10 protein-coding genes are annotated in these 20,414 nt (G+C 36.5%); 7 read left to right on the top strand and 3 right to left on the bottom strand.

The window, feature by feature from the left end; translation table 11 throughout:
- The first annotated feature begins 69 nt into the window (after positions 1 to 69).
- Positions 70 to 414, top strand: a complete 345-nt coding sequence (locus tag EGI05_RS15895) for a ribosomal maturation YjgA family protein (protein ID WP_228428629.1) — start codon at positions 70 to 72, stop codon at positions 412 to 414.
- On the opposite strand, the gene EGI05_RS15890 is transcribed toward EGI05_RS15895, so the two are convergent.
- The 3 genes from EGI05_RS15890 to EGI05_RS15880 form a co-directional block, all read right to left on the bottom strand.
- The gene (locus tag EGI05_RS15890) at positions 415 to 1,332 is read right to left on the bottom strand and encodes a YARHG domain-containing protein (protein WP_123264008.1); all 918 of its coding nucleotides are present in this window, start codon (positions 1,330 to 1,332) and stop codon (positions 415 to 417) included.
- Positions 1,329 to 1,967 (bottom strand): DUF2306 domain-containing protein, encoded by a 639-nt coding sequence (locus EGI05_RS15885; RefSeq protein ID WP_123264007.1) that lies wholly within the window; start codon positions 1,965 to 1,967, stop codon positions 1,329 to 1,331. Before EGI05_RS15885 ends, EGI05_RS15890 begins: the two co-directional genes overlap by 4 nt.
- A 114-nt stretch (positions 1,968 to 2,081) precedes the next feature.
- A complete protein-coding gene (locus tag EGI05_RS15880) occupies positions 2,082 to 3,284 on the bottom strand; it encodes a BaiN/RdsA family NAD(P)/FAD-dependent oxidoreductase (RefSeq protein WP_123264006.1) in 1,203 nt (400 codons plus the stop codon).
- Between the two features lie 113 nt (positions 3,285 to 3,397).
- Between EGI05_RS15880 and EGI05_RS15875 the strand changes: the two genes are divergently transcribed.
- The 6 genes from EGI05_RS15875 to EGI05_RS15850 all read left to right on the top strand — a co-directional run bounded on the left by EGI05_RS15875 (position 3,398) and on the right by EGI05_RS15850 (position 20,413).
- Entirely contained in the window at positions 3,398 to 3,892 is a 495-nt protein-coding gene (locus EGI05_RS15875; protein ID WP_123264005.1) for an acyl-CoA thioesterase, read from the top strand.
- Between the two features lie 56 nt (positions 3,893 to 3,948).
- Positions 3,949 to 5,004, top strand: a complete 1,056-nt coding sequence (gene thiL, locus EGI05_RS15870) for a thiamine-phosphate kinase (protein WP_123264004.1) — start codon at positions 3,949 to 3,951, stop codon at positions 5,002 to 5,004.
- A gap of 372 nt (positions 5,005 to 5,376) precedes the next feature.
- Positions 5,377 to 6,141, top strand: coding sequence for a hypothetical protein (locus EGI05_RS15865; protein WP_134197453.1), 765 nt, complete (start codon positions 5,377 to 5,379; stop codon positions 6,139 to 6,141).
- An 86-nt stretch (positions 6,142 to 6,227) separates the two neighbouring features.
- Positions 6,228 to 8,468, top strand: coding sequence for a S8 family serine peptidase (locus EGI05_RS15860; protein WP_166668357.1), 2,241 nt, complete (start codon positions 6,228 to 6,230; stop codon positions 8,466 to 8,468).
- Between the two features lie 13 nt (positions 8,469 to 8,481).
- The gene (locus tag EGI05_RS15855; protein WP_123264001.1) at positions 8,482 to 10,449 is read left to right on the top strand and encodes a T9SS type A sorting domain-containing protein; all 1,968 of its coding nucleotides are present in this window, start codon (positions 8,482 to 8,484) and stop codon (positions 10,447 to 10,449) included.
- A gap of 67 nt (positions 10,450 to 10,516) precedes the next feature.
- Positions 10,517 to 20,413 carry a SpvB/TcaC N-terminal domain-containing protein gene (locus EGI05_RS15850; protein WP_123264000.1) on the top strand — a complete coding sequence of 3,299 codons (9,897 nt, stop codon included), beginning with the start codon at positions 10,517 to 10,519 and terminating at the stop codon, positions 20,411 to 20,413.
- The last annotated feature ends 1 nt before the right edge of the window (position 20,414 follow it).

Genomic DNA, 20,414 nt, shown 5'->3' with positions numbered 1-20,414 from the left:
TTTTACCCAATGAAATTGAAATTAACATTCGATATCAGATATTTTCTCATCACAATAGCTCTCTTTCTCATGGAAGTTATAATTGCAACGAAACTGGGACATGTTTTCTTCGTGAGAGCATATCTTGGAGATATAATTGTGGTGATGCTGCTTTACACATTCATTAAAAGCTTTGTGAAAGTGGATAACCAAAAACTCATCTTCTGTATTTTTGTTTTTTCATGTTTGGTGGAATTTGCCCAATATTTCAGTATAGCGGAAAAATTAGGCTTCCCGGAAGGAAGCCTAATGTATATCGTTATTGGAAACTCTTTTTCCTGGATTGATATTTTGTGTTATGCAGCAGGATGTGTGCTGCTTTACCTGTATGTAAAAATCAAAGATTCAAAGCAAGAGAATGTAAGACTAAATTGATTACCTTCCGAAACTGTCATATTTATCCTCCGCATACTTAATAAAGCGGTTTAAAAGAGCTACATTTTCTTTTTCCGTCTGTGAAAGATCATTATCTACGTTGTTGGAAACAGGAATATACCAATCTGTCTGCTCAAAGAAATTTCTGTACGTATCTTTTTTGAAAGAATATCCATGTCTTGCAAACACTGAGTTTTTAATGATTTCAAGATCCAGTTTTCTTAAGTTTTTAAGTTCCTTTTCCGTTAATTTTTGTTTGGATGCATTAAGTCTGAAAATAGCATCGGATGCCACTCTGTTTTTTGAAGTGGTATAGCTTTCCGTTTTCCCTGTTTCTTCATCGGTATATTTTTCAACAAATTCTTTCGGGTTAGACCAGTCTACCAGGTCTGAATTTTCATCCAACATAAAATTCGGATTGTAAACGAATTCTTTTTTTATCAGCTTTAAGGTTTTCACGGGTGATTTCACAGCAGATGTATTGAAAACGGTCCATTTTCCGGTTAAGCTGTCACCGGCAAGTTTTACTTCAAATCTGCCATCCGTTTTATCATTTCCGGGTTCATCCAGAATAAAAGATTTTGAATTTTCATTAAAAATTCCTTGAAACGGGCGCTGATTTCCGTTCACAATACTCTGTCCGTACACGGAGTCCTTTGTAATCCTGTTGATTTTTAAAGTGATCTTTTTGTAAACCTCTCCTTCATACTCTTCTCCTATTTCCGGGGTAATCATTTCCTTTCCGGCAAAATCCCCGCTGTAAATACCATAATATTCCTTATAGATTTCAGGAACCACTACGGAATCCTTTTTAGCGCTTAGACTGTCTTTGGCTGAATCAGTGGTTTTTGTCTCTTTTTTACAACTTATCAATGTAATGGCAAGTAATGAGATGAGTGTTAATTGTAATGTTTTCATAGATGTTTTTTTGTAATTAGGTACTCAATCAAAAGGATATTGGGAATCCAGCCCAGCCATGCGATGATCTGGTAAACATCCATAGGATTGGGATGGAATACATATACGATAATAACTTTCCACATTCTTAAAGTAACAGCAGATAAAGTTAAAGCAAGGCTTCGCCACATCCATTGTTTGTGAAAAATAAAATTTCTCTTTCTGGCATATTGATAGGCCTTCAAGGTAGAAAACCACCATAAGCAGCCCAAAATGACGAAAGAAATCTTAGCATAAAAACCTCCGTTGGCAAAAATCCCCATATAAATTCCGGAAGGAGCAGAAAAGATAAGCAACAGCAAGATATAAACCTTCCCGGTAGTTCTGTGAAAATTGGGAATTCCAAAATCTTTCCTGGTAATAGCCAGAAAACCCGAAAGAAGAACAAATATGCTGGTGTAAACATGAGTATAAAAAAAGGTGAGATATTCAGGCCTCTGTTCAACCTCTGTCTGCTTAATCATCAGGAAGCTTACATCGGGTTGTAATGGAATATATTCCAGCGTAATTGTTAGCATCAGCCAAAAAAAATACCCAAACCCAAGAGCCAAAAGGATTTTGAAAAAGGATACAGAATATTTTTTATTAGCTAACATGGTTTCTTAGTGTATTTGCATGATCATTGGAAACGAAAACCAATTATCAACAGGCTGACCGTTGTGTGTGGCAGGTTTCCGTTGTACTTTATTAATTTATAATTCATATCTAAATTATAAATTATTAAGATCCTGGGCAATCAGCCACGCCTCGCTCCAGCAAGCCTGGAAATTAAAACCACCCGTAACGGCATCAATATTAAGGACTTCTCCGGCAATATAAAAGTTAGGCAATAGCTTTGAAGACATGTTCTTAAAATTGATTTCTTTCAAATCTACACCTCCTGCTGTTACAAATTCATCTTTAAAAGTAGATTTTCCGGTAACCTGGAATTTCTTTCTGCATAGGTTTTCCAGAATAGCCTGCATTTCTTTTCCTGAAATATTGGCGATCTGTTTGTTGAGGTCTACTTTGGAAACATTTAATATTTTCTGCCAGAATCTGTTTGTAACGTCAAATATTTTAGATTGTCCAATGGTTTTCTTCGGATTATTCTGCTTGAAATGTTGAAAGTTTTCCTCCGCATCCTGAATAGCCATCGAAATGAAATTCACTTCAATCTCAAAATGATATTTCAGTTGAGCCAAACTTATAGCCTCCCAAGCGGATATTTTTAAAATGGCAGGTCCTGAAAGGCCCCAATGTGTAATCAATAATGGCCCGCTTTCTTCCGTTTTTAGTTTCGGAATAGAAGTTTGTGCCATTTCAAAGCTGGTTCCTGCCATATCATTCAATACATCATCCTTTATATTGAATGTGAAAAGGGAAGGGACAGGATTTACAATTTTATGTCCCAGATTTTTAACAATTTTCAATGACTTGGGAGAGCTTCCGGTTGTATAAATGATATAATCCGCTACAAAATCTCCCGAATTGGTTTTTACGAGATATTGGGCATCCTTTTTTTCGATTTCCTTTACGGCACATTTGGTCTTTACCTCCACATTCTTTTGCTGAACTTCATTCAAAAAAGTATTGATAATAGTCTGTGAAGAATTGCTTTCTGGAAAAATCCTGTTGTCATTTTCTATCTTTAACGAAACTTTTCGTTGATCAAACCAATCCATGGTGTCCCCAGGCTGAAATTTGGTGAAAACGCTTAGTAATTCCTTATTTCCACGAGGATAAAACTGAACAAGCTCTCTTGGATCGAAGCAAGCATGTGTTACGTTGCACCTTCCTCCTCCTGAGACTTTCACTTTTTGTAAAACATCTGAGTTTTGCTCCAGAATGGTGATTTTATATTGGGTTTCGTCCAGGTTAGATGCACAGAAAAAACCTGCGGCACCCCCTCCGATTATAATTATCTGTTTCATGTATACGTAATCCTATGCTGAAGATTATTTTTCCAAAAGTACAATTTTTATAAACCATCTTATTTGAGTATTTTTGAAGATTATAATGTATTTATTCTAAAAACGACTATTAAATGATTTTCTACCATACATTCGAAGTTCGTTGGAGTGATCTTGATGCCAACAAACATTTAGCCAACTCTACATATGTTCAATACTGTGCACAGGCGAGGATGGCTTTTATGACCAAGGAAAAGATGGGGGTTACCCAATTAAGCAGATGGGGGATAGGTCCGGTAATTTTGCATGAAAGATATTCTTTCTTCAAAGAAATATATGCTGACCAAACCGTAATTGTTAGTGTAGAAATAGACGGATGCTCTGAAGACTCTTCGATCTACCGTTTTCTACATAAATTTTATCTTCCGGATGGAACCCACTGTGCAACAGCTGAAGCAACAGGGGTATGGATTGATATGATGATCAGAAAAATGACAACTCCGCCAGATGATGTGGTAGAAGCCATGAATAAATATAAAAGCCCGGAAACAGTAGTATTAAGTAGAGAGGATTTCAAAAAGTTCCCTTTCCATCCACATAATATTGATCCGGCAGAATTCAATAAATAAATTTCAATGATAATTGATGATCATCAATTATCATTCATCAATTATAAATACAACGTATGTTTGAAGATAAATCTCAGGAATTAACACCGATCTCTAAACTTGGAGAGTTTGGATTAATTAAACATTTAACGGAACATTTTCCATTATCCAATGAATCTTCGGAGCTTGGAGTGGGTGATGATGCCGCGATCATTAATCCTGATCAGAAAAAAATAATCCTTACAACTGATGTTTTAGCAGAAGGAGTACACTTTAATTTAGGCTATGTCCCGTTGAAACATTTGGGATATAAGGCGGTGGTGGTGAATCTGAGCGATATTGCTGCCATGAATGCAACGCCAACTCAAATTTTAGTTTCTTTAGCGGTCTCCAACCGTTTTCCGGTAGAAGCACTTGAAGAGATCTATTCAGGGATTCAGGCGGCCTGTAAAAGATATAAAGTAGACCTGGTTGGGGGAGATACTACCAGTTCAAACTCTGGTCTGGTCATGAGTATTACGGCCGTAGGAATAGAGAATGAAGAAAACATTGTAAAAAGAAGTGGGGCAAAACCGAATGATCTTTTGGTAGTGACCGGAGATTTAGGAGGAGCATATATGGGATTACAGATTTTAGAAAGAGAGCATGCTGTATTTCTTGCTGATCCCAATATGCAACCGGAGATGGAAGGCTACGATTATATTCTGGAAAGACAATTGAAGCCTGAAGCAAGAACTGACGTTAAAGGAATATTGGGAGAGCTTGATATTAAGCCAACTTCTATGATTGATATTTCTGATGGTTTGGCTTCGGAAATTCTGCATCTTTCAGACCAATCTAATATAGGATTTAGGCTTTATGAAGAGAAAATTCCATTGGACAGCCTTACCATTTCTACTGCTGATGAAATGAATTTAAATCCTGTAATGACTGCGTTAAGCGGAGGTGAAGATTATGAGTTATTATTTACCATTTCGCCAAATGATTTTGATAAAATTAAAAATCACCCCGATTTTACCATTATCGGCCATGCTGTAGAAAAAGAAGATGGAAATTTTATGGTAGCAAGGGGATCCAACCAGCTGATTGCCTTGACGGCACAAGGATGGGATGCTTTTTTGGGTAACGAATAAAAGTAAAATTCATTAAAATATTACGTACGAACCGCTACAATTTGTAGCGGTTTCTTTTTTGTGTGCACGGAAAAAAAGAGATAATTTCAGGTGTTATGTTTTGCATATTAATTTATAAAATATATCACTTTTGTAAGATAAAATTTTTTAGCTTTGTCTTATACGAAATTAAAAAACACACAATTAAAAGCTAATACTGATGAAAAAGAATTACTATTTACACCAATAAGTCTCTTCTCTGAGATTTTCCGGATACTTATATCCACAATTTTCACAAATTTTTCGGAACAAAAATAGAACAAGTAGAGATTAATGCTTGTTGCATTTGACTTTACTTTAAGAATAATTATAAAAAGTTAAAAATCTGTTTTTATGAAAAAAATACTATTATTTACATTAGTGTCTTTGTCCCATTTTTGTTTTTCCCAATCTTGGAATATTCAGGGAAATGCAGGAATCAATCCGGCAACAGACTTTGTCGGGACAACAGATAATAAAGATTTAGTCTTCAGAACCAATAACACCGAGCGGTTTAGAATTGGTGACGGCAGAATGTTTTTCAATATTAATACAATCGATGGGGATGGTATTGACATCATTGATAATACTCCAAATAAGAATAGCGGAACAGATGTCGTGTGGATTAAAAGTGTTCACAGCCAGGCTAATGATGTTGGACTTTTAACCATATCTACTGCCAACTGGCTATATCCTATATTTTCTGCAAGAGAAAACGGAAGAATTCTAATGGGAATTAATGGTTACAATTCTTCTTTGGCTTCTTGCTCAGACTGTAGTAATTACAGGTTGTTTGTGAAAGATGGAATTAAAACTGAAAAAATAAAAGTGGAGATAGCTTCTGCAAATGGATGGGCCGATTATGTTTTTAGAAAAGACTATAAGCTGAGATCACTTGAAGAGGTTGAAAAACATATCATTGAAAAAGGACATTTACCTAATATTCCTTCTGCAACAGAAGTTGAGAAGAATGGAGTTAACCTAGGAGAAATGGATGCTAAGCTTCTAGAGAAAATAGAAGAACTTACATTGTATGTCATTCAGCTTAATAAAGAGGTAAAGGAGCTGAAACAGCAAAATCAGGTTCTCACACAAAAAGTGCAAGAAGCTGCTAAATAAAACTCATTTTACAAAACATTTGTACAGCTAGGGATTTATTTAGTAATCCTACATGTTTTCATTATCCAATAAAAAACAATATGCAGATGCAGAAAATCTATCATAAATCTATATTGACAGCTTCTGTTCTTTTTTTCCTGTTATCCCAGGCTCAAATAAAAGATACCTTACAGGATAATCAGAAAGAAAGAGACATACTGGCTTTTAAAAATAAAGTCAGCCAATATGATGACTATCAAAAAAAAGAAGTTCAAAGGCTAAAAAGCTTAGGACATCAAGAGTTCATCTCCGAAAATGGAAATGAAAAACAACTTATAGGTTCCGATGAAAACGGAAGACCTATGTATTATACTACTCTGAATGCAGGGGCTGCGAAGATGACAAAAGCGGACAATCTTTATGCGGGAGGAGGTTTAGGGCTTAATATTACGGGAAGCAATATGAAAATCGGGCAATGGGATTATTCTAAACCAAGAACAACCCACGAGCTGTTAGCCGGAAAAATTAATAGTTATGATGCTTTGCAAAACCAAACAATCTCGAGGCACAGCACAAATATCGCGGGAACACTTGCTGGAAACAATGGAGATCCGAACGCGCGGGGAATAGCGTATGATGCTATCATCAATGCTTATGATTGGAACAATGATGTTAATGAGATGTTGTCGGAAGCCTATGTACCAGGAAATAACGGGATATTGGTAGCAAATAATAGTTATGGTTTTGATCCTATGTATCTTCAAACTTATCAGTTCGGGAAATATAATACCACAGCGCAATCCTGGGATAACCTGATGTATCTGAAACCTTACCTCCAAATTGTAAAAGCTGCCGGAAATGCGCGGGAAATTGATCCGTCTATTGTACCACAGGTGTCTGCTAAAAACGGATATGATTTGCTTGAAGGAGCAGGAGTGGCCAAAAATGTTTTGGTAGTGGCTTCTGCAAAAAAGAATGCAAATATGAGTGCCGATGACGCATTTGATGTTTCGGCATTCAGCAGTTATGGACCTTCAGATGACGGAAGAATCAAACCGGACATTTGTGCCCCGGGAGAAAATATGTACTCTTCTATAGAAACGTATGATTCTGCTTACGGAGTCTATCGGGGAACTTCTTCTGCTACGGCGGTTGTTTCAGGAATCATTACTCTGCTTCAGCAATATTATAAATCAGTGAGTCCTTCCAGCAGCTATATGCTGTCTTCAACGGTAAGAGCATTGTTGGCTCATACGGCGAATGATAAAGGATCAGAAGGACCGGATTATATTTACGGATGGGGATTAGCGGATGCGAAAAGAGCGGCTGCTGCCATTTATAATAATATCGAGGGAATCATCAACGGAGAGAAAAAATCAACATTAATTAAAGAAGTAACCCTGAATCAGGGGAACAAATACACACTTTATGTAGTTCCTTATGAATTGAATCAACCTTTATCGGCCACCATTTCCTGGACGGACCCTCAAGGGAATTTAGTAAGCAATGTTGTTGATTTGAATAGCCCAAGTGTTATCAATGATCTGGATTTAAGAATAGTAAGGATAAATGCAGATGGAAGTGAAACCACCTACTATCCATGGAAACTAGGGGGAATGAGTAACCTGACCGGAGCAGCAACCAATAATTCTACCAATAATGTGGACACGATTGAAAGAGTGGATATTAAAACCCCGCAAAAGCTTACGTATAAAATTATTGTTTCTGCCAAAACGAATGCCACGCCTTTATTGCCAAGTGGTAACCAGACCTTTTCAATTGTAGTATCCAATGTGGATTTCTGCTATAAAGAAGACCTTAGAACCCTTACCAGCCCGGCGGATGATATTACAACAAGCCAGACTATTCTTGCCAAACAAATTGTAGCAAGCAATAAGGTAATTGCCCCGGTGCAGAATGTTGAATATATCGCTTCAAGAGACATTGTACTGCTTCCGGGCTTCCATGCGGAACAAGGAGCAGGCTTTTTGGCAATGATCACCCCATGTTTCGATATGATTTCTGCTTTGAAGTATAAAGCTCAAGACAGAGGAGCTTCTGAATCTCCTTCAATCACGTATAATGCATCACTAGGGCATTTCTCACTATTCCCGAACCCTGCAAAAGAAGAAGTGAATATCAGATTCACCTTGCAGAATGAATCAGCTGTAAAAGTTTCAGTGTATGATGCTTCCGGAAAGCTGATTCTTACAGAAAAAAGTTCCGACAATTTCCCTAAAGGTGAATTCGTAAAGACCATTGATACGAGATCTCTTGCAACAGGAGTATATGTAGTTTCAATAGAAACAGCGGAATATAAAGAGACGAAAAAACTAATCATCAAATAAACACCTGAATCACATGAAAAAGATAATAAGTGTACTGGGAGTTTTCCTCATTTCCATGCTGGAGGCACAATCGCCCGGAGGAGTAAACGGAGTAAGTGTGTGGTATAAAACCAATTCTCTTCAGACCCCTGCTTTGATGTATCAGGATTATAGTGGAAACCAACACCAGATACAAGCTTTAGCCAGTGCTAACAAACCCAATTATTCATTGCTTAATTACAATGAATGTTTGGATTTTGACGGAAACGATGATTACCTAAAATTTCCTTTTGTAATAGAAACGGCGGATAAAATTAATTTTTACACGGCTTATCAAAATAAAACGGCCAATGCTGAAACAGCATTGTTTACAACGGATAATACTGATGAAAAAGAGTTGTTTTACGGGACGAAAAATGTGTTCAGATATAATAATGAGCAAATCAATTATATCAATACTTCCACCATTGATACGCTGGCTTCATTTAGCCTATACTCTAAATTCGGAATACCTTCTACTAAGATTACCAAGGTGATTGGAAACACGGGGCTTTCATCTATGTATGTTGGAAAAGATGCGGGAAGCCACCAATGGCAAAATTTTAAAGGAAAGCTTCCAGAATTTTTTGTGTATAAAAAAGTACTTACCCAGAATGAAAGAAATAGGGTGAACACTTATATGGCTGTTAAATATGCCATTACAATGCCTTACACCGTATACTTAAGCTCTAAAAATAAAAAAATCTGGAAACAGGAAGACTTTACGGATTATCCGGCAAGAGTTACAGGAATAGCCAGAGACGGATTTTCGGGCTTATATCAAAAGCAGGCCACCAGTTCATCAGAAGAAAAAAGATTAATCATTGCAGCCAAAAAATTAGCTGTGGATAACAGATCCAATGATGCGCAGTTCCCGGATCAGAGCTTTTTAATTTGGGGGGACAATAAAAAACCGTTGGAATTAGATAATATCACTTTCGGGTATAAGCTTTTGAAAAGGAAATGGAAAATAAGATATACTTCTGAAACATCTCAGACCATTCCTACAGAAGTGGTGTTTTCAATTAAAAATATTATCACACAAATTCCTACAGATAAAAAACTGTGGCTTTTAGTGGATAAAACCGGACATGGAAATTTTAGTTCTGCCAATATGGAAGCTTATCCCATGGATCATGTAGACGGGCAGCAGAATGTATATTTCAAAGATGTAATTTTTGACCAGGACCTTTCCGGAACCGATGTGTTTTCATTTGCTTTAGGAGACAAAATCCTTTCAATGTATGACTTGATCCAGCCTACATGTACCATTTTAAAAGGGACACTTAATTTAAATATCAAAGGAGGAAAAGCTCCGTTTAATGTAGCGCTTTCCGGAAATGGGACATCACAGAATATTACGGTACAAACTTCGCAACTATCTTTCCCAAACTTAGCGGTAGGAAACTATCATCTGAATATCACAGATGCGGATAATAATGTGACATCGTATGACTTTACGGTTAATGATTTCAACTCGATCAACTTAGATCTAGGTCCAGATGTGGCCATCTCTTCAGGAAATCCAGCACAATTTAATGCGGCTTCACAAATTACAGACCCAAATGCAACTTATTCATGGACTTCTGATAACGGCTTTACAAGTAATTCTCCGTCGATATCTGTGTATGAACCGGGAGAGTATACTGTAACGGTGACCACTTCGGATAACTGTACTAAAACCGATACGGTGAAAGTGACGAGAAAAAAAGAAAATGGTATTGTGATTTACCCTAACCCGGTACCGAAAGGACAGCCGTTTACCATTAGAATTATTTCAGATAAAAAAGAAAACATTGATATCAAAATACATGATGCTTCCGGAAGATTGGTAAAAACCATTCAGGATAAAGGCAAAGATTACTACGAAATCCAGGATACTTTACCAACAGAAGGAGTATATCTGATTATCGTAAAAACTTCATCTGAAATCAAAGTTTTCAAACTGATCGTAACAAGCTAAATAACCATCTGAGATTTCCTGAAGCTTTTCAGGAGATCTTGGGTGTTTTCAAAAAACACCATAAATAATGAGAAAGCCACTATTAAGTGTTGTAAGACAAAACACAAAACTGCTTAATTCAATTATATTTTTTACCTGCTGGTCTCAATTACACGCCCATGCGAATTCACTCTTCTTGAATAAGGGTGAAAATGTAACGCCTATTATGGAAGTTTCATCATTTTCAGGTGGAAATATTGATAAAGGGCCTGAAAAAGATAAAAATATACCCGAAATCTCTGATCCAAGGAGAAAGACGGAAGGGGAGAATAACATTCAAACTAATACAATAGCTCCTACGGTTACTACATTATATAAAGATAATGTTGTCAATCCAGGAGTATATGGCAAGACAAGATATTACCTTTCAGATATAAAAGAAGGGATTATCGGAACAGATACAGATCATCCGATAGACCAGGTATATGATAATATCTTTACCATTTCGCTCGATGAAAAAATCAGTTCAGCTTACCAATATACACTAGAATATGATTTATATGGAGCAGGAAGTTATAAAGAAATAAGCAAAGTAATCAATGATGAACTGGCAGTAGGAGGAAATAATCTTCAAAAGAATGAAGGATGGATTCATCAATCTGAACCGATTTCGGGGAGTTCTGTTCATCAGGGAATTAACACCATTATCTTTACGATACCTCATCTATCGAAATACAGCTATAGAATAAGAAATCTTCAAATAGGTGTTTCTGAAAAAAAGCAAAATCTGGGAAGTATAAATGAAAAGCATAATGCTGCTACTGTTTCAAAATTTGTAGCTAATATAGGAGGGGCAGAAAAAATGAGCCTGGGTTCGGCTGAACTTGCCATTCCTCAAGGAGCATTGAAAAGTTCGGAAAACTTTTCTATTACTGCCCTTAGAGATATAGATATGCCTGTTTTGTCTCCGGAAATGGTGAACGTAACCTCACAAAATGCAGGATATCGCTTCCTTCCACATGGTGAACATTTCTCGGCTCCGGCAAAAGTGACCATAGGATATGATAAAAGTAAGATCCCAACCGGGTATACTGAACAGGATATCAGAACCTATTATTTTGACAAGCAGCAAAAAAAATGGATTGCTTTGGAAAAAGATACTTTGAATCATCAGCAAAGTGCTTTAGTTTCAAAAACCACACATTTTACCGATATGGTAAATGGGATTCTGAAAGTTCCTGAATCTCCGGAAACGGGTAGCTACGCTCCCAATTCCATTAAAGATATAAAAGCAGCGAATCCTTCCGAAGGAATTGTAAGTATTGCTCCTCCTACTCCGAACAGTATGGGAAATGTGACAACCAATTTTCCTATTAAACTTCCTGCTGGAAGAGCCGGAATGCAGCCATCATTAAATGTAAGCTACAGTAGTGAAGGTGGAAATGGCTGGATGGGAATGGGATGGGATATGTCGATACCAGCAGTTTCCATTGATACCAGATGGGGAGTTCCAAGATATGATGGCGGAACGGAAACTGAAATTTATTCTTTAGGTGGCGAACAACTGACATTTGAAGTAAGCCCGGGAGTTTTCGTAATGCCAAACAGAAACGAAGGCTTTGAAAAAGCAAGACAGGCAGACAGACAATTTTATCCTAGAATTGAAGGTGCTTATAACAGGATTATAAGAAAAGGAACGAGCCCTACGAATTATGTGTGGGTGATAACTTCAAAAGATGGAACTACCTCTTATTTTGGAGGGGATGAAACGGGCGTAAAAGATAATGCTGTTCTTAAAGATCCTAACGGAAATATTGGATATTGGGCTTTGTATAAAACTGTAGATGCTAATGGAAATTATGTAAAATATGAATATGATAAGCCTGTATACAGTTCTTCAGGTGCTATTGGGAATGGAGGAAAAGAAATGTATGTCAGTAAAATAGAGTATACTCTTAATGATGCTAATCCTTTTTTAAAAAAGTATGTAGTTAATTTTGGATATGATGCTAATCAAAGAGAAGATGTGCAGGTAAACGCAAGACTTGGATTTGTACAGGTAACTTCAAAAAGATTAGGAAATGTTCAAGTCTTGTATGATGGAGCGAAAGTAAGAAGCTATGAATTCCAATATAAAAAAGGAGCCTTTTCTAAATCTCTTTTAGAAAGCATTACTGAAAAAGATGCCAATGATAATGTTTTCTATACCAATAAAATAGAATATTTTAATAATATAGAAACATCTCAATATACGCCAGAAACAACAATTGATGCAGTTGCTAATGATGCTGAAATAAAAAGTTCATCTTTATTAGGGCATGGAGATTCTAAAAACACTACTGTAGGGGGAGCTTTGACATTCGGGATTGCTTTGGCTGGGGATACGAAAGGATACAATCCTTTGATCAAAAGTGCAACTCTGGGTGGAGATTATCAATATACCGATGGTGAAGGAGGGGGAAGACTTTCCATGACAGATGTTGATGGAGATGGTCTTCCAGATAAAATCTTAAAAAATGACTGGAGTTCTCCGGATACAGTTTTTAAATACAGGAAAAAAGGACAAGATACCAATCCCTTTGGAAGCAGTTTATTAACTCCCGAAAATTCAAAATCTTTTTCCTACTCGAAAAGCTATACGAATGCTTTTGGGTTTCAGGCGACGGCCGGAGATTTGTTTACTGCATCAGCTTCGTTTGGAACTTCGAAAACAAAAGATTTCACCTATAATTATTTTATAGATGCCAATAGTGATGGCATACAGGATATCGTTAATAATGGACAAATATATTTTGGAAGAGTAGACAATGGTGTTCTAAAATACACAACGGATGTGTCACTCACACCAAACCCTATCACTAAAGGAGCGGCTATAAGTTCTCCAAGTACAGATTGTAACGATCTGTTTGAAGATTATAAAAATTCACCGCTTCACGACGTTGTTAAAGTATGGAAAGCTCCTTATGATGGATATATTAAAATTTCAGGTCTTATTAAACTGAAAAATCCTGCAAGTCCTGATGGGGTAAAAATAAGTTTGCAATATTATAAACCTCAAACGAATACTTCCACTTTTTTAGTTCCTTTTACGGTGCTAAATGCTACAAACAGTACTTATATGGTTGATCAGCCATCAGTGGAGGTAAAGCAAGGAGATTATTTTTATTTCAGGATAAATTCAATAGATAATGGAACAGAAGATGCAGTTGAGCTGCCGATAAATATTGAATATATATATGCTCCGTTAGCCAATATATATCATTTATATAATGATTCATCAGAAACGCCACTGCGCCAATTTAATAATATCAGTCTGGTAAGCAGTAAAAATGGAACGGGAGTGCCAGTAGGGGTGAGTTCGGGGACAATTACAGGAACATTCGTTAAACCGATAACTGTACGAGATATTAATATTAATGTTCTAAGAAAACAGACAAATGGCACTGTAACACTTATAGCGAATCAGTCATTTGCATATGATAGTGCTGGAAATAATTCTATTTCCTTTAACACAGGAGCTTTGGCAGAAGGAGATATTTTATATTATCAGGTAAAATCTGATGTAAATGAAAAATGGGAGAATCTAAGCTTTAATAATTTAAAACTAACGATAAACTATAACGGAGATAATATTGAGATTCCGGTAATTCCTGATTTTCAATTCTTTAATCTTAAAACAAATACCCCATCGACCTTTAAATCTCACTTTTCTGCGCCTGCTAACCTTAGTAATTATGGATTATATGCAAAACTGGCAGGTAAACCGGTGGGCAAATATACTTTTATTGTAAGGACAAGGCCGATAGGAACAGGAAACTTCGCTATTCCTCAGATAACGACAATAAACTGGACTGGTAGTGTAAGCTCTATTCAGCAGCTTTCCATTTATCAGTCTATCCAACAGGGATATGAGTATTATGTAGAGTGCTACTCTGATCTTGCTTCTGACGAGGGTTTAGATACCAATACGTCTAATATACAGGTTGAACTCCGTGAGCCCGTGTATTTCAACACTTCTGCCCCAACTGTATTTGCAACTCATGATATAAATGTTTATGGCAAAGACACAGATAAAATATATCAAACAGGATCTACATCCAATCTTTCACAAGATGATGGAAGGTTTGGGGCAATGTACAGAAACTGGGGACAGTTTATATATCATGGTGGATATGGAACTTTACCAAACACGTGTAGCCAGCTACAGAGCCAGTTAGTCGATTATGGAAGTCAGGCAATAGAGCCAAGTAAACTGCTTCCTCCAAATGATCCGAATGATTCTACTCCTTTGAATGAAAGGATATTTATTATGATGAATGCCTACAGCGGCAAAGATCTTAATATGCAGATAAATCCTGATTATATTCAAAGATTTATTGGAATCAGTAAAACAACCTATGTACAAAATCTGGATGTTTCTACCTCTCGTATGGGAATGAACGATATGGGTGTTCTTTCACAAGGAGCATCAACAAATACACCCGGAATTTTTAATGCCCCTGTTAAACAATCAAAAACAACAAATAACAATGCTGGTTTATCAGGAGGAGCAGGGCCGTTTTCCCTAAACAATACAACATCTACAGGTAAAACAATTAATACATTAGATTACTTTGATATGAATGGAGATGGCTACCCAGATGTATTGAATGGGAATATGATCCAATTCACCAATATGATAGGGATGCTTTCCGGAAATACATTAGCAGGAGCTAATGACAACTCACATAGAACAGACCATTCTAATTCAGGGTTCGGAATGGGACAAAATTATCCGTTATCAGGGAAATCTAACGAAGAAAGTAATAAAAAAGCACAACAGGCAGCTGAAGCAGGAATTAACTTTTCTGCGGGTTCATCTAATGGAAATGATAATTCAAACTATAGTTATATAGATATTAATGGAGATGGTTTATTAGACATGGTTGCTGAAAGTGGTCAGGTAAGACTCAATTTAGGATATTCTTATGCTGCTCCGGAAAATCTTTCATATGGAAACTTTAGAAATGGAGAAACAAACTCTTCTAATCTTGGGATAGGAGCATCTATTGGAGGAACTGTAACAAGTGGCTTACCTAAAGGAATCAGTATGTTTAATGCTAGTATCTCTTTTGGGGCTGGAAAATCTGAAACACTTAGTGATCAGAAAACATCGTTGGTAGATATAAATAATGATGGATTAGCAGATTTAGTTAGCGTTTCCGGGGGGAACCTAAATGTACAGTTAAATACAGGGAACAGATTTGTTTCAATACCGTGGAATGCGTCTTCAGCTATTCAGCAAGATGTTTCCAGAGGATATAATTTTAATATTGGATTCACAGCTTCTATACTTATCCCGATTGGTACTACTGGAAATTCATTTAAAATTTCCATAAATCCGAGTGCAAGCTTCGGAGAAGGAGACAGTAATGTACAACAGCAAATAACAGATTTAAATGGAGATGGATATCCGGACTTATTGAGATCACAGGTTGATGGAAATGGAAATTTCATTAACAATACAGCTCTTGTAAAATATTCTACTATTGGAACCACCAATCTTCTTAAAAAAGTAACAACACCAATGGGTGGTTCTTGGGAAATTGGCTATGAAAGATTAGGAAATACTTACAATATGCCTCAAAGCAAATATGTTTTGAAAAGTGTAATTACTAATGATGGGTTTACCGGAGACAGTGCATTTGGACCGGATGTTTCTAAAGTCACTGTGGATTATGAAGAGCCTTATTACAGCCGTAGGGAAAGAACTTTCTATGGTTTCAGACAAGTAATGGTCAACCAGATTGATACTAAGCAGGGAGGAGCTACTTCAAATGTAATTTATAGAAAGACAAGACAAAGGTTCCATAATAATAATTATTATTTGAAAGGATTAATGATTTCGGAAACGCTTTTTGACGCAAACAATAAAAGTTGGACTATAAAAGCTAATAATTATCGTTTGAAGCATATAAAAGACACCAATACTGATTTTGTTCTTAAATATGAAGAAGACGAAAAAACATATCAGAACTATGCTTGTTTTGTGGCGTTATTAAATATTGGTTCTTTCTTAAATGAAGGAGATACAGGATCAAAGTATACCTACACAAACTTTAAAATGTTTGATCAGTGGGGGAATACAATAGAGGTAGAAGAAACAGGGGATGCAGAAATTGGTGCTTCTGATGTGCTAACCAGCACTATAGGATATACTTTAGTAAATCCGTCTGCTTACATCATCGTGCCAACCTCTGTGAAGAATACGGCACAAGGTGTTACCAGGGAGAAAAGAGCAGAATATAATACGAATGGTGACCTGACGAAAATGATTATCCGAAGATCAGGAGTTGATTATTCTGTCTATGATTTTGAATACGATATTTATGGTAATATTACTAAATCGACAGGTCCAGTAAACTATAACAACCAAAGATTCTTCCATCAGTATACCTATGATGATAATGTAAAAACATATCCGGTAAAAGTTCAGGATGCATTTGGATATAGCAGTAAAACTCAATATGATTTCCGTTTTGGACTGCCAACACTTACAGAAGATATGAATCTTCAACCGATGAAGTTTGTATATGATGCGAAAGCCAGAACAACAGAAATCGTAGGTCCATATGAAATGTTTAACAATATTCCTTGGACAATAAAATTTGAGTATAACCCAATTACTAATGCTCCACAGAATGCTTCCAATGCACAATCTTATGCACTGACGAAGCACTATGATCCGGAATATACCGACAGTACAATTAATACGATTACTATTGCAGATGGAAACGGAGAAGCTATTCAAGTAAAGAAAACAGGAGATATCCATAATGAAGGAGTGAAATATATTGTTGCCGGGAAGGTGGAACAGGATGCATTTGGCAGAGCTTTAAAAACATATTATCCGACGACTGAAAGTATAGGATCAAGCAATACTCAATATAACGCCTCAGTGGATAGTATTGAGCCTACTACAAATCAATATGACATATTAGACAGAGTAGTCTATACAAAACTGCCTGGAGAAAACTTATTCTCAACAGTTACTTATGGTTTCGGAACAGATGTTCAGGGAAGAAATATGTTTGAAACGATCTTCAAAGATGAACTGGGAAGTATTAAGAAGACCTATACGGATATTAAAGGAAGAACAACTTCTGTATACGAGGTTTCCAATACCGGAGATATTAAAACCCAATTTACTCATGATGCCATTGGAGAAATTCTTCAGGTAAAAGATGTTCAGAATAATATTACCACATCTGTTTATGATGATTTAGGGAGAAGGGTTTCTTATATCCATCCTGATAGCGGAATTACCACGTATAAGTATGACACAGCAAGTAATATGCTGTCTAAAACCAATTCGGCCAACGAAGAAGTTCAGTATGAATATGATTATACGAGATTGAAGGCTGTTAACTATCCGGTATATCCTGAGAATAATGTGAAATATTATTACGGAAATGCACTAGATGCTTCAGCAATGGATAATAATTCGGTAGGAAGATTATGGTATCAGACGGATGCTACCGGAACCCAATATCTAAAATATGGCAGATTAGGGGAGATGACGTATCAAAGAAGATCAGTCGCTGTTCCGGGAGCCGGAGTATATTGGTTCGGAACCGAATGGCAATATGACACATGGAACCGTGTGAAATCTATTACCTATCCGGATGGAGAAGTTGTTAATTACAAATATAATCGAGCGGGTAATTTAAATAATGTTTCTTCCGATAAGGACGGAAATCATTATAAAATGATCAATGGAATAGGGTATGATAAATTCGAGCAAAAAGTATACTTAGCTAACGGAAATGGAACGGAAACCACTTACGAGTATGAAACCAACCGCAGAAGACTGCTTAAAATGTATGCAAAAAATAGCAACAGATACTTTATGCAGAATACCTATCAGTATGATGTAATCTCTAATGTAATGCAGATCCATAATAATGCACCGGTTGTTAACGGATTATTAGGAGGCGGAACGAACTATGCCTTTGGATATGATGACCTTTATCGACTTACTTCTGCGTCAGGAAACTGGAGAGGGATCAATACTCAGGCACAGGAAGAACGCCACCGTTATACATATACTATGACTTATGATAATATGCACAATATCATGAGTAAAACACAAAAGCATGAATGGACTACCGGAGCAACTAATAATAACTGGATAGCTCTGGAGCCAACCTCTTATAGATTGAACTATAAATATGAAGATGCTGCACATCCTCATGCTCCGTCTACTATTATTGATGAGCCTAATTTAGTGCCTTCCTCTACATGTTGTAACCCAAATGATCCAGGGGTAAAGTTCCAGCAATATTCCTATGACCAGAAAGGAAATCCTTTGGGAATAATACAGGAAACCTGTGGATTTGATGAACAAAAAACAGTGTATCAATGGGATGAGGAAAACCGCTTACGTTTTGTAGATACCAACCCTTCTACTCCTGAAGTTGATGGAGCAGCGATCTATACGTATGACGCAGGAGGAGAAAGAATTATAAAAGATGTGTTACAATCCGGAATTTTGGCTAGAATGGTAGCTGATCCGTCTCTTACAGGTCCTCCGCCGCCACAATATTTCGGAACTACTCACAATACAGGATTATATCCTAATGGATTATTAACATTAAATTTTTCATATGATGATAACGGAACCGTTACGCAACCCCGTTACACCAAACATTATTATGCAGGAAGTCAAAGAATAGTAAGTAAAATCGGAACAAGCCAGAATATCGGAATGTTTGACTGCAATTGGTTGATTATTCCATTGGGAGGAACAACCCCACCAATAAATCCGGTGAATGTATCTAATGCTATTCTGCAAACAGCTACCCAAAGCAGCTTGAATGTAATGCAGGTAAACAGTATTACACCACCTCCTAATTACGGACAGAATGCAGGGTATAACGGAAGTTGTGTTAACAATTATACAGGACCGAAAGAAGAGCAAATTTATTGGTTCCATCCGGATCACTTGGGATCTAGCAACTATATCACAGGAATAGATGGAGAAGTTACTCAAAATATAGAATATTTCCCAAGTGGAGAAGTTTTTGTTGAAAATCATAGAAATAGTAATTATAGCCCATATAAATTTAATGGTAAGGAACTTGATGCGGAAACGGGATACTATTATTATGGAGCAAGATATTACAATCCTAGAGTCTCTCTTTGGCTTAGTGTAGACCCTTTGGCAGATTATAATCCTATGTATAATGACGAACATTATATAGATGGTGATCATAATGAAGGTATTTATAACTCCGGGAATAATAATCCTTATATTTATACATATCAAAACCCTGTTATTTTTGTTGATCCTAATGGTAAGCAGTCAAATAATAGTAACAACAATAATAATCAGATCCATAGGACTTATACAATGAATAGTTATATAAAGATGTGGGAAAAGTCAAACAGCAGACGTATGACAGCTGATGAAAAAATAACACTTAGAGCCGGATGTATTGGGATAACAGCTTTAAATGTTGGAATAACTGGAAAGTTAACATTTCCAGGAAATGTACCTCAAAGAGGACCAGCGTACTCTAGTTTTAAAAGAGCTCAGGAAGCAGCGAAATTAAGGGAGGCAGATATAAAGAAAAATCCATCAAAGTATCCGAAAGGATCACATGTTGTTATTTTTTCTATGAGATTTTGGTCAGGGAATTCAACTGAATTTCAGCCAGATCAATATGGAAGAATTGATTTGACAAATTATAAATACGTAGCAAGGCCGGGATTTACAAATTTTGATTTTGGAATGTATGATAAAAAATCTAATGTTTGGTGGCACGCAAATCATTGCGAAGGATGCAATGGAGGCAAACCAATGAATGTATATGAGAGTGATTTACAATATTATTCAAGACCTTTGCTTGATTTTAATAGGCAAGTATTTATTCCTGCAGTAACTACAGTAAATGTGCCTTCCAGCGGTAGCTCTCCTTCAACAAACAAAAAGGTAAAACCATAAA

This window comes from Chryseobacterium daecheongense (assembly GCF_003729955.1).
GTDB classification, from domain to species: Bacteria; Bacteroidota; Bacteroidia; order Flavobacteriales; family Weeksellaceae; genus Chryseobacterium; species Chryseobacterium daecheongense.
The sequence above is the reverse complement of the archived record's forward strand: the minus strand, read 5'-3'. Positions and strand labels throughout refer to the sequence as shown.

Bases quoted from the DNA above. Each gene is read 5' to 3' on its own strand.
- EGI05_RS15880 (WP_123264006.1), bottom strand. From the start codon at position 3,284: ATGAAACAGATAATTATAATCGGAGGGGGTGCCGCAGGTTTTTTCTGT.
- EGI05_RS15895 (WP_228428629.1), top strand. From the start codon at position 70: ATGGAAGTTATAATTGCAACGAAACTGGGACATGTTTTCTTCGTGAGA.
- EGI05_RS15875 (WP_123264005.1), top strand. From the start codon at position 3,398: ATGATTTTCTACCATACATTCGAAGTTCGTTGGAGTGATCTTGATGCC.
- thiL (WP_123264004.1), top strand. From the start codon at position 3,949: ATGTTTGAAGATAAATCTCAGGAATTAACACCGATCTCTAAACTTGGA.
- EGI05_RS15890 (WP_123264008.1), bottom strand. From the start codon at position 1,332: ATGAAAACATTACAATTAACACTCATCTCATTACTTGCCATTACATTG.
- EGI05_RS15855 (WP_123264001.1), top strand. From the start codon at position 8,482: ATGAAAAAGATAATAAGTGTACTGGGAGTTTTCCTCATTTCCATGCTG.
- EGI05_RS15885 (WP_123264007.1), bottom strand. From the start codon at position 1,967: ATGTTAGCTAATAAAAAATATTCTGTATCCTTTTTCAAAATCCTTTTG.
- EGI05_RS15865 (WP_134197453.1), top strand. From the start codon at position 5,377: ATGAAAAAAATACTATTATTTACATTAGTGTCTTTGTCCCATTTTTGT.
- EGI05_RS15850 (WP_123264000.1), top strand. From the start codon at position 10,517: ATGAGAAAGCCACTATTAAGTGTTGTAAGACAAAACACAAAACTGCTT.
- EGI05_RS15860 (WP_166668357.1), top strand. From the start codon at position 6,228: ATGCAGAAAATCTATCATAAATCTATATTGACAGCTTCTGTTCTTTTT.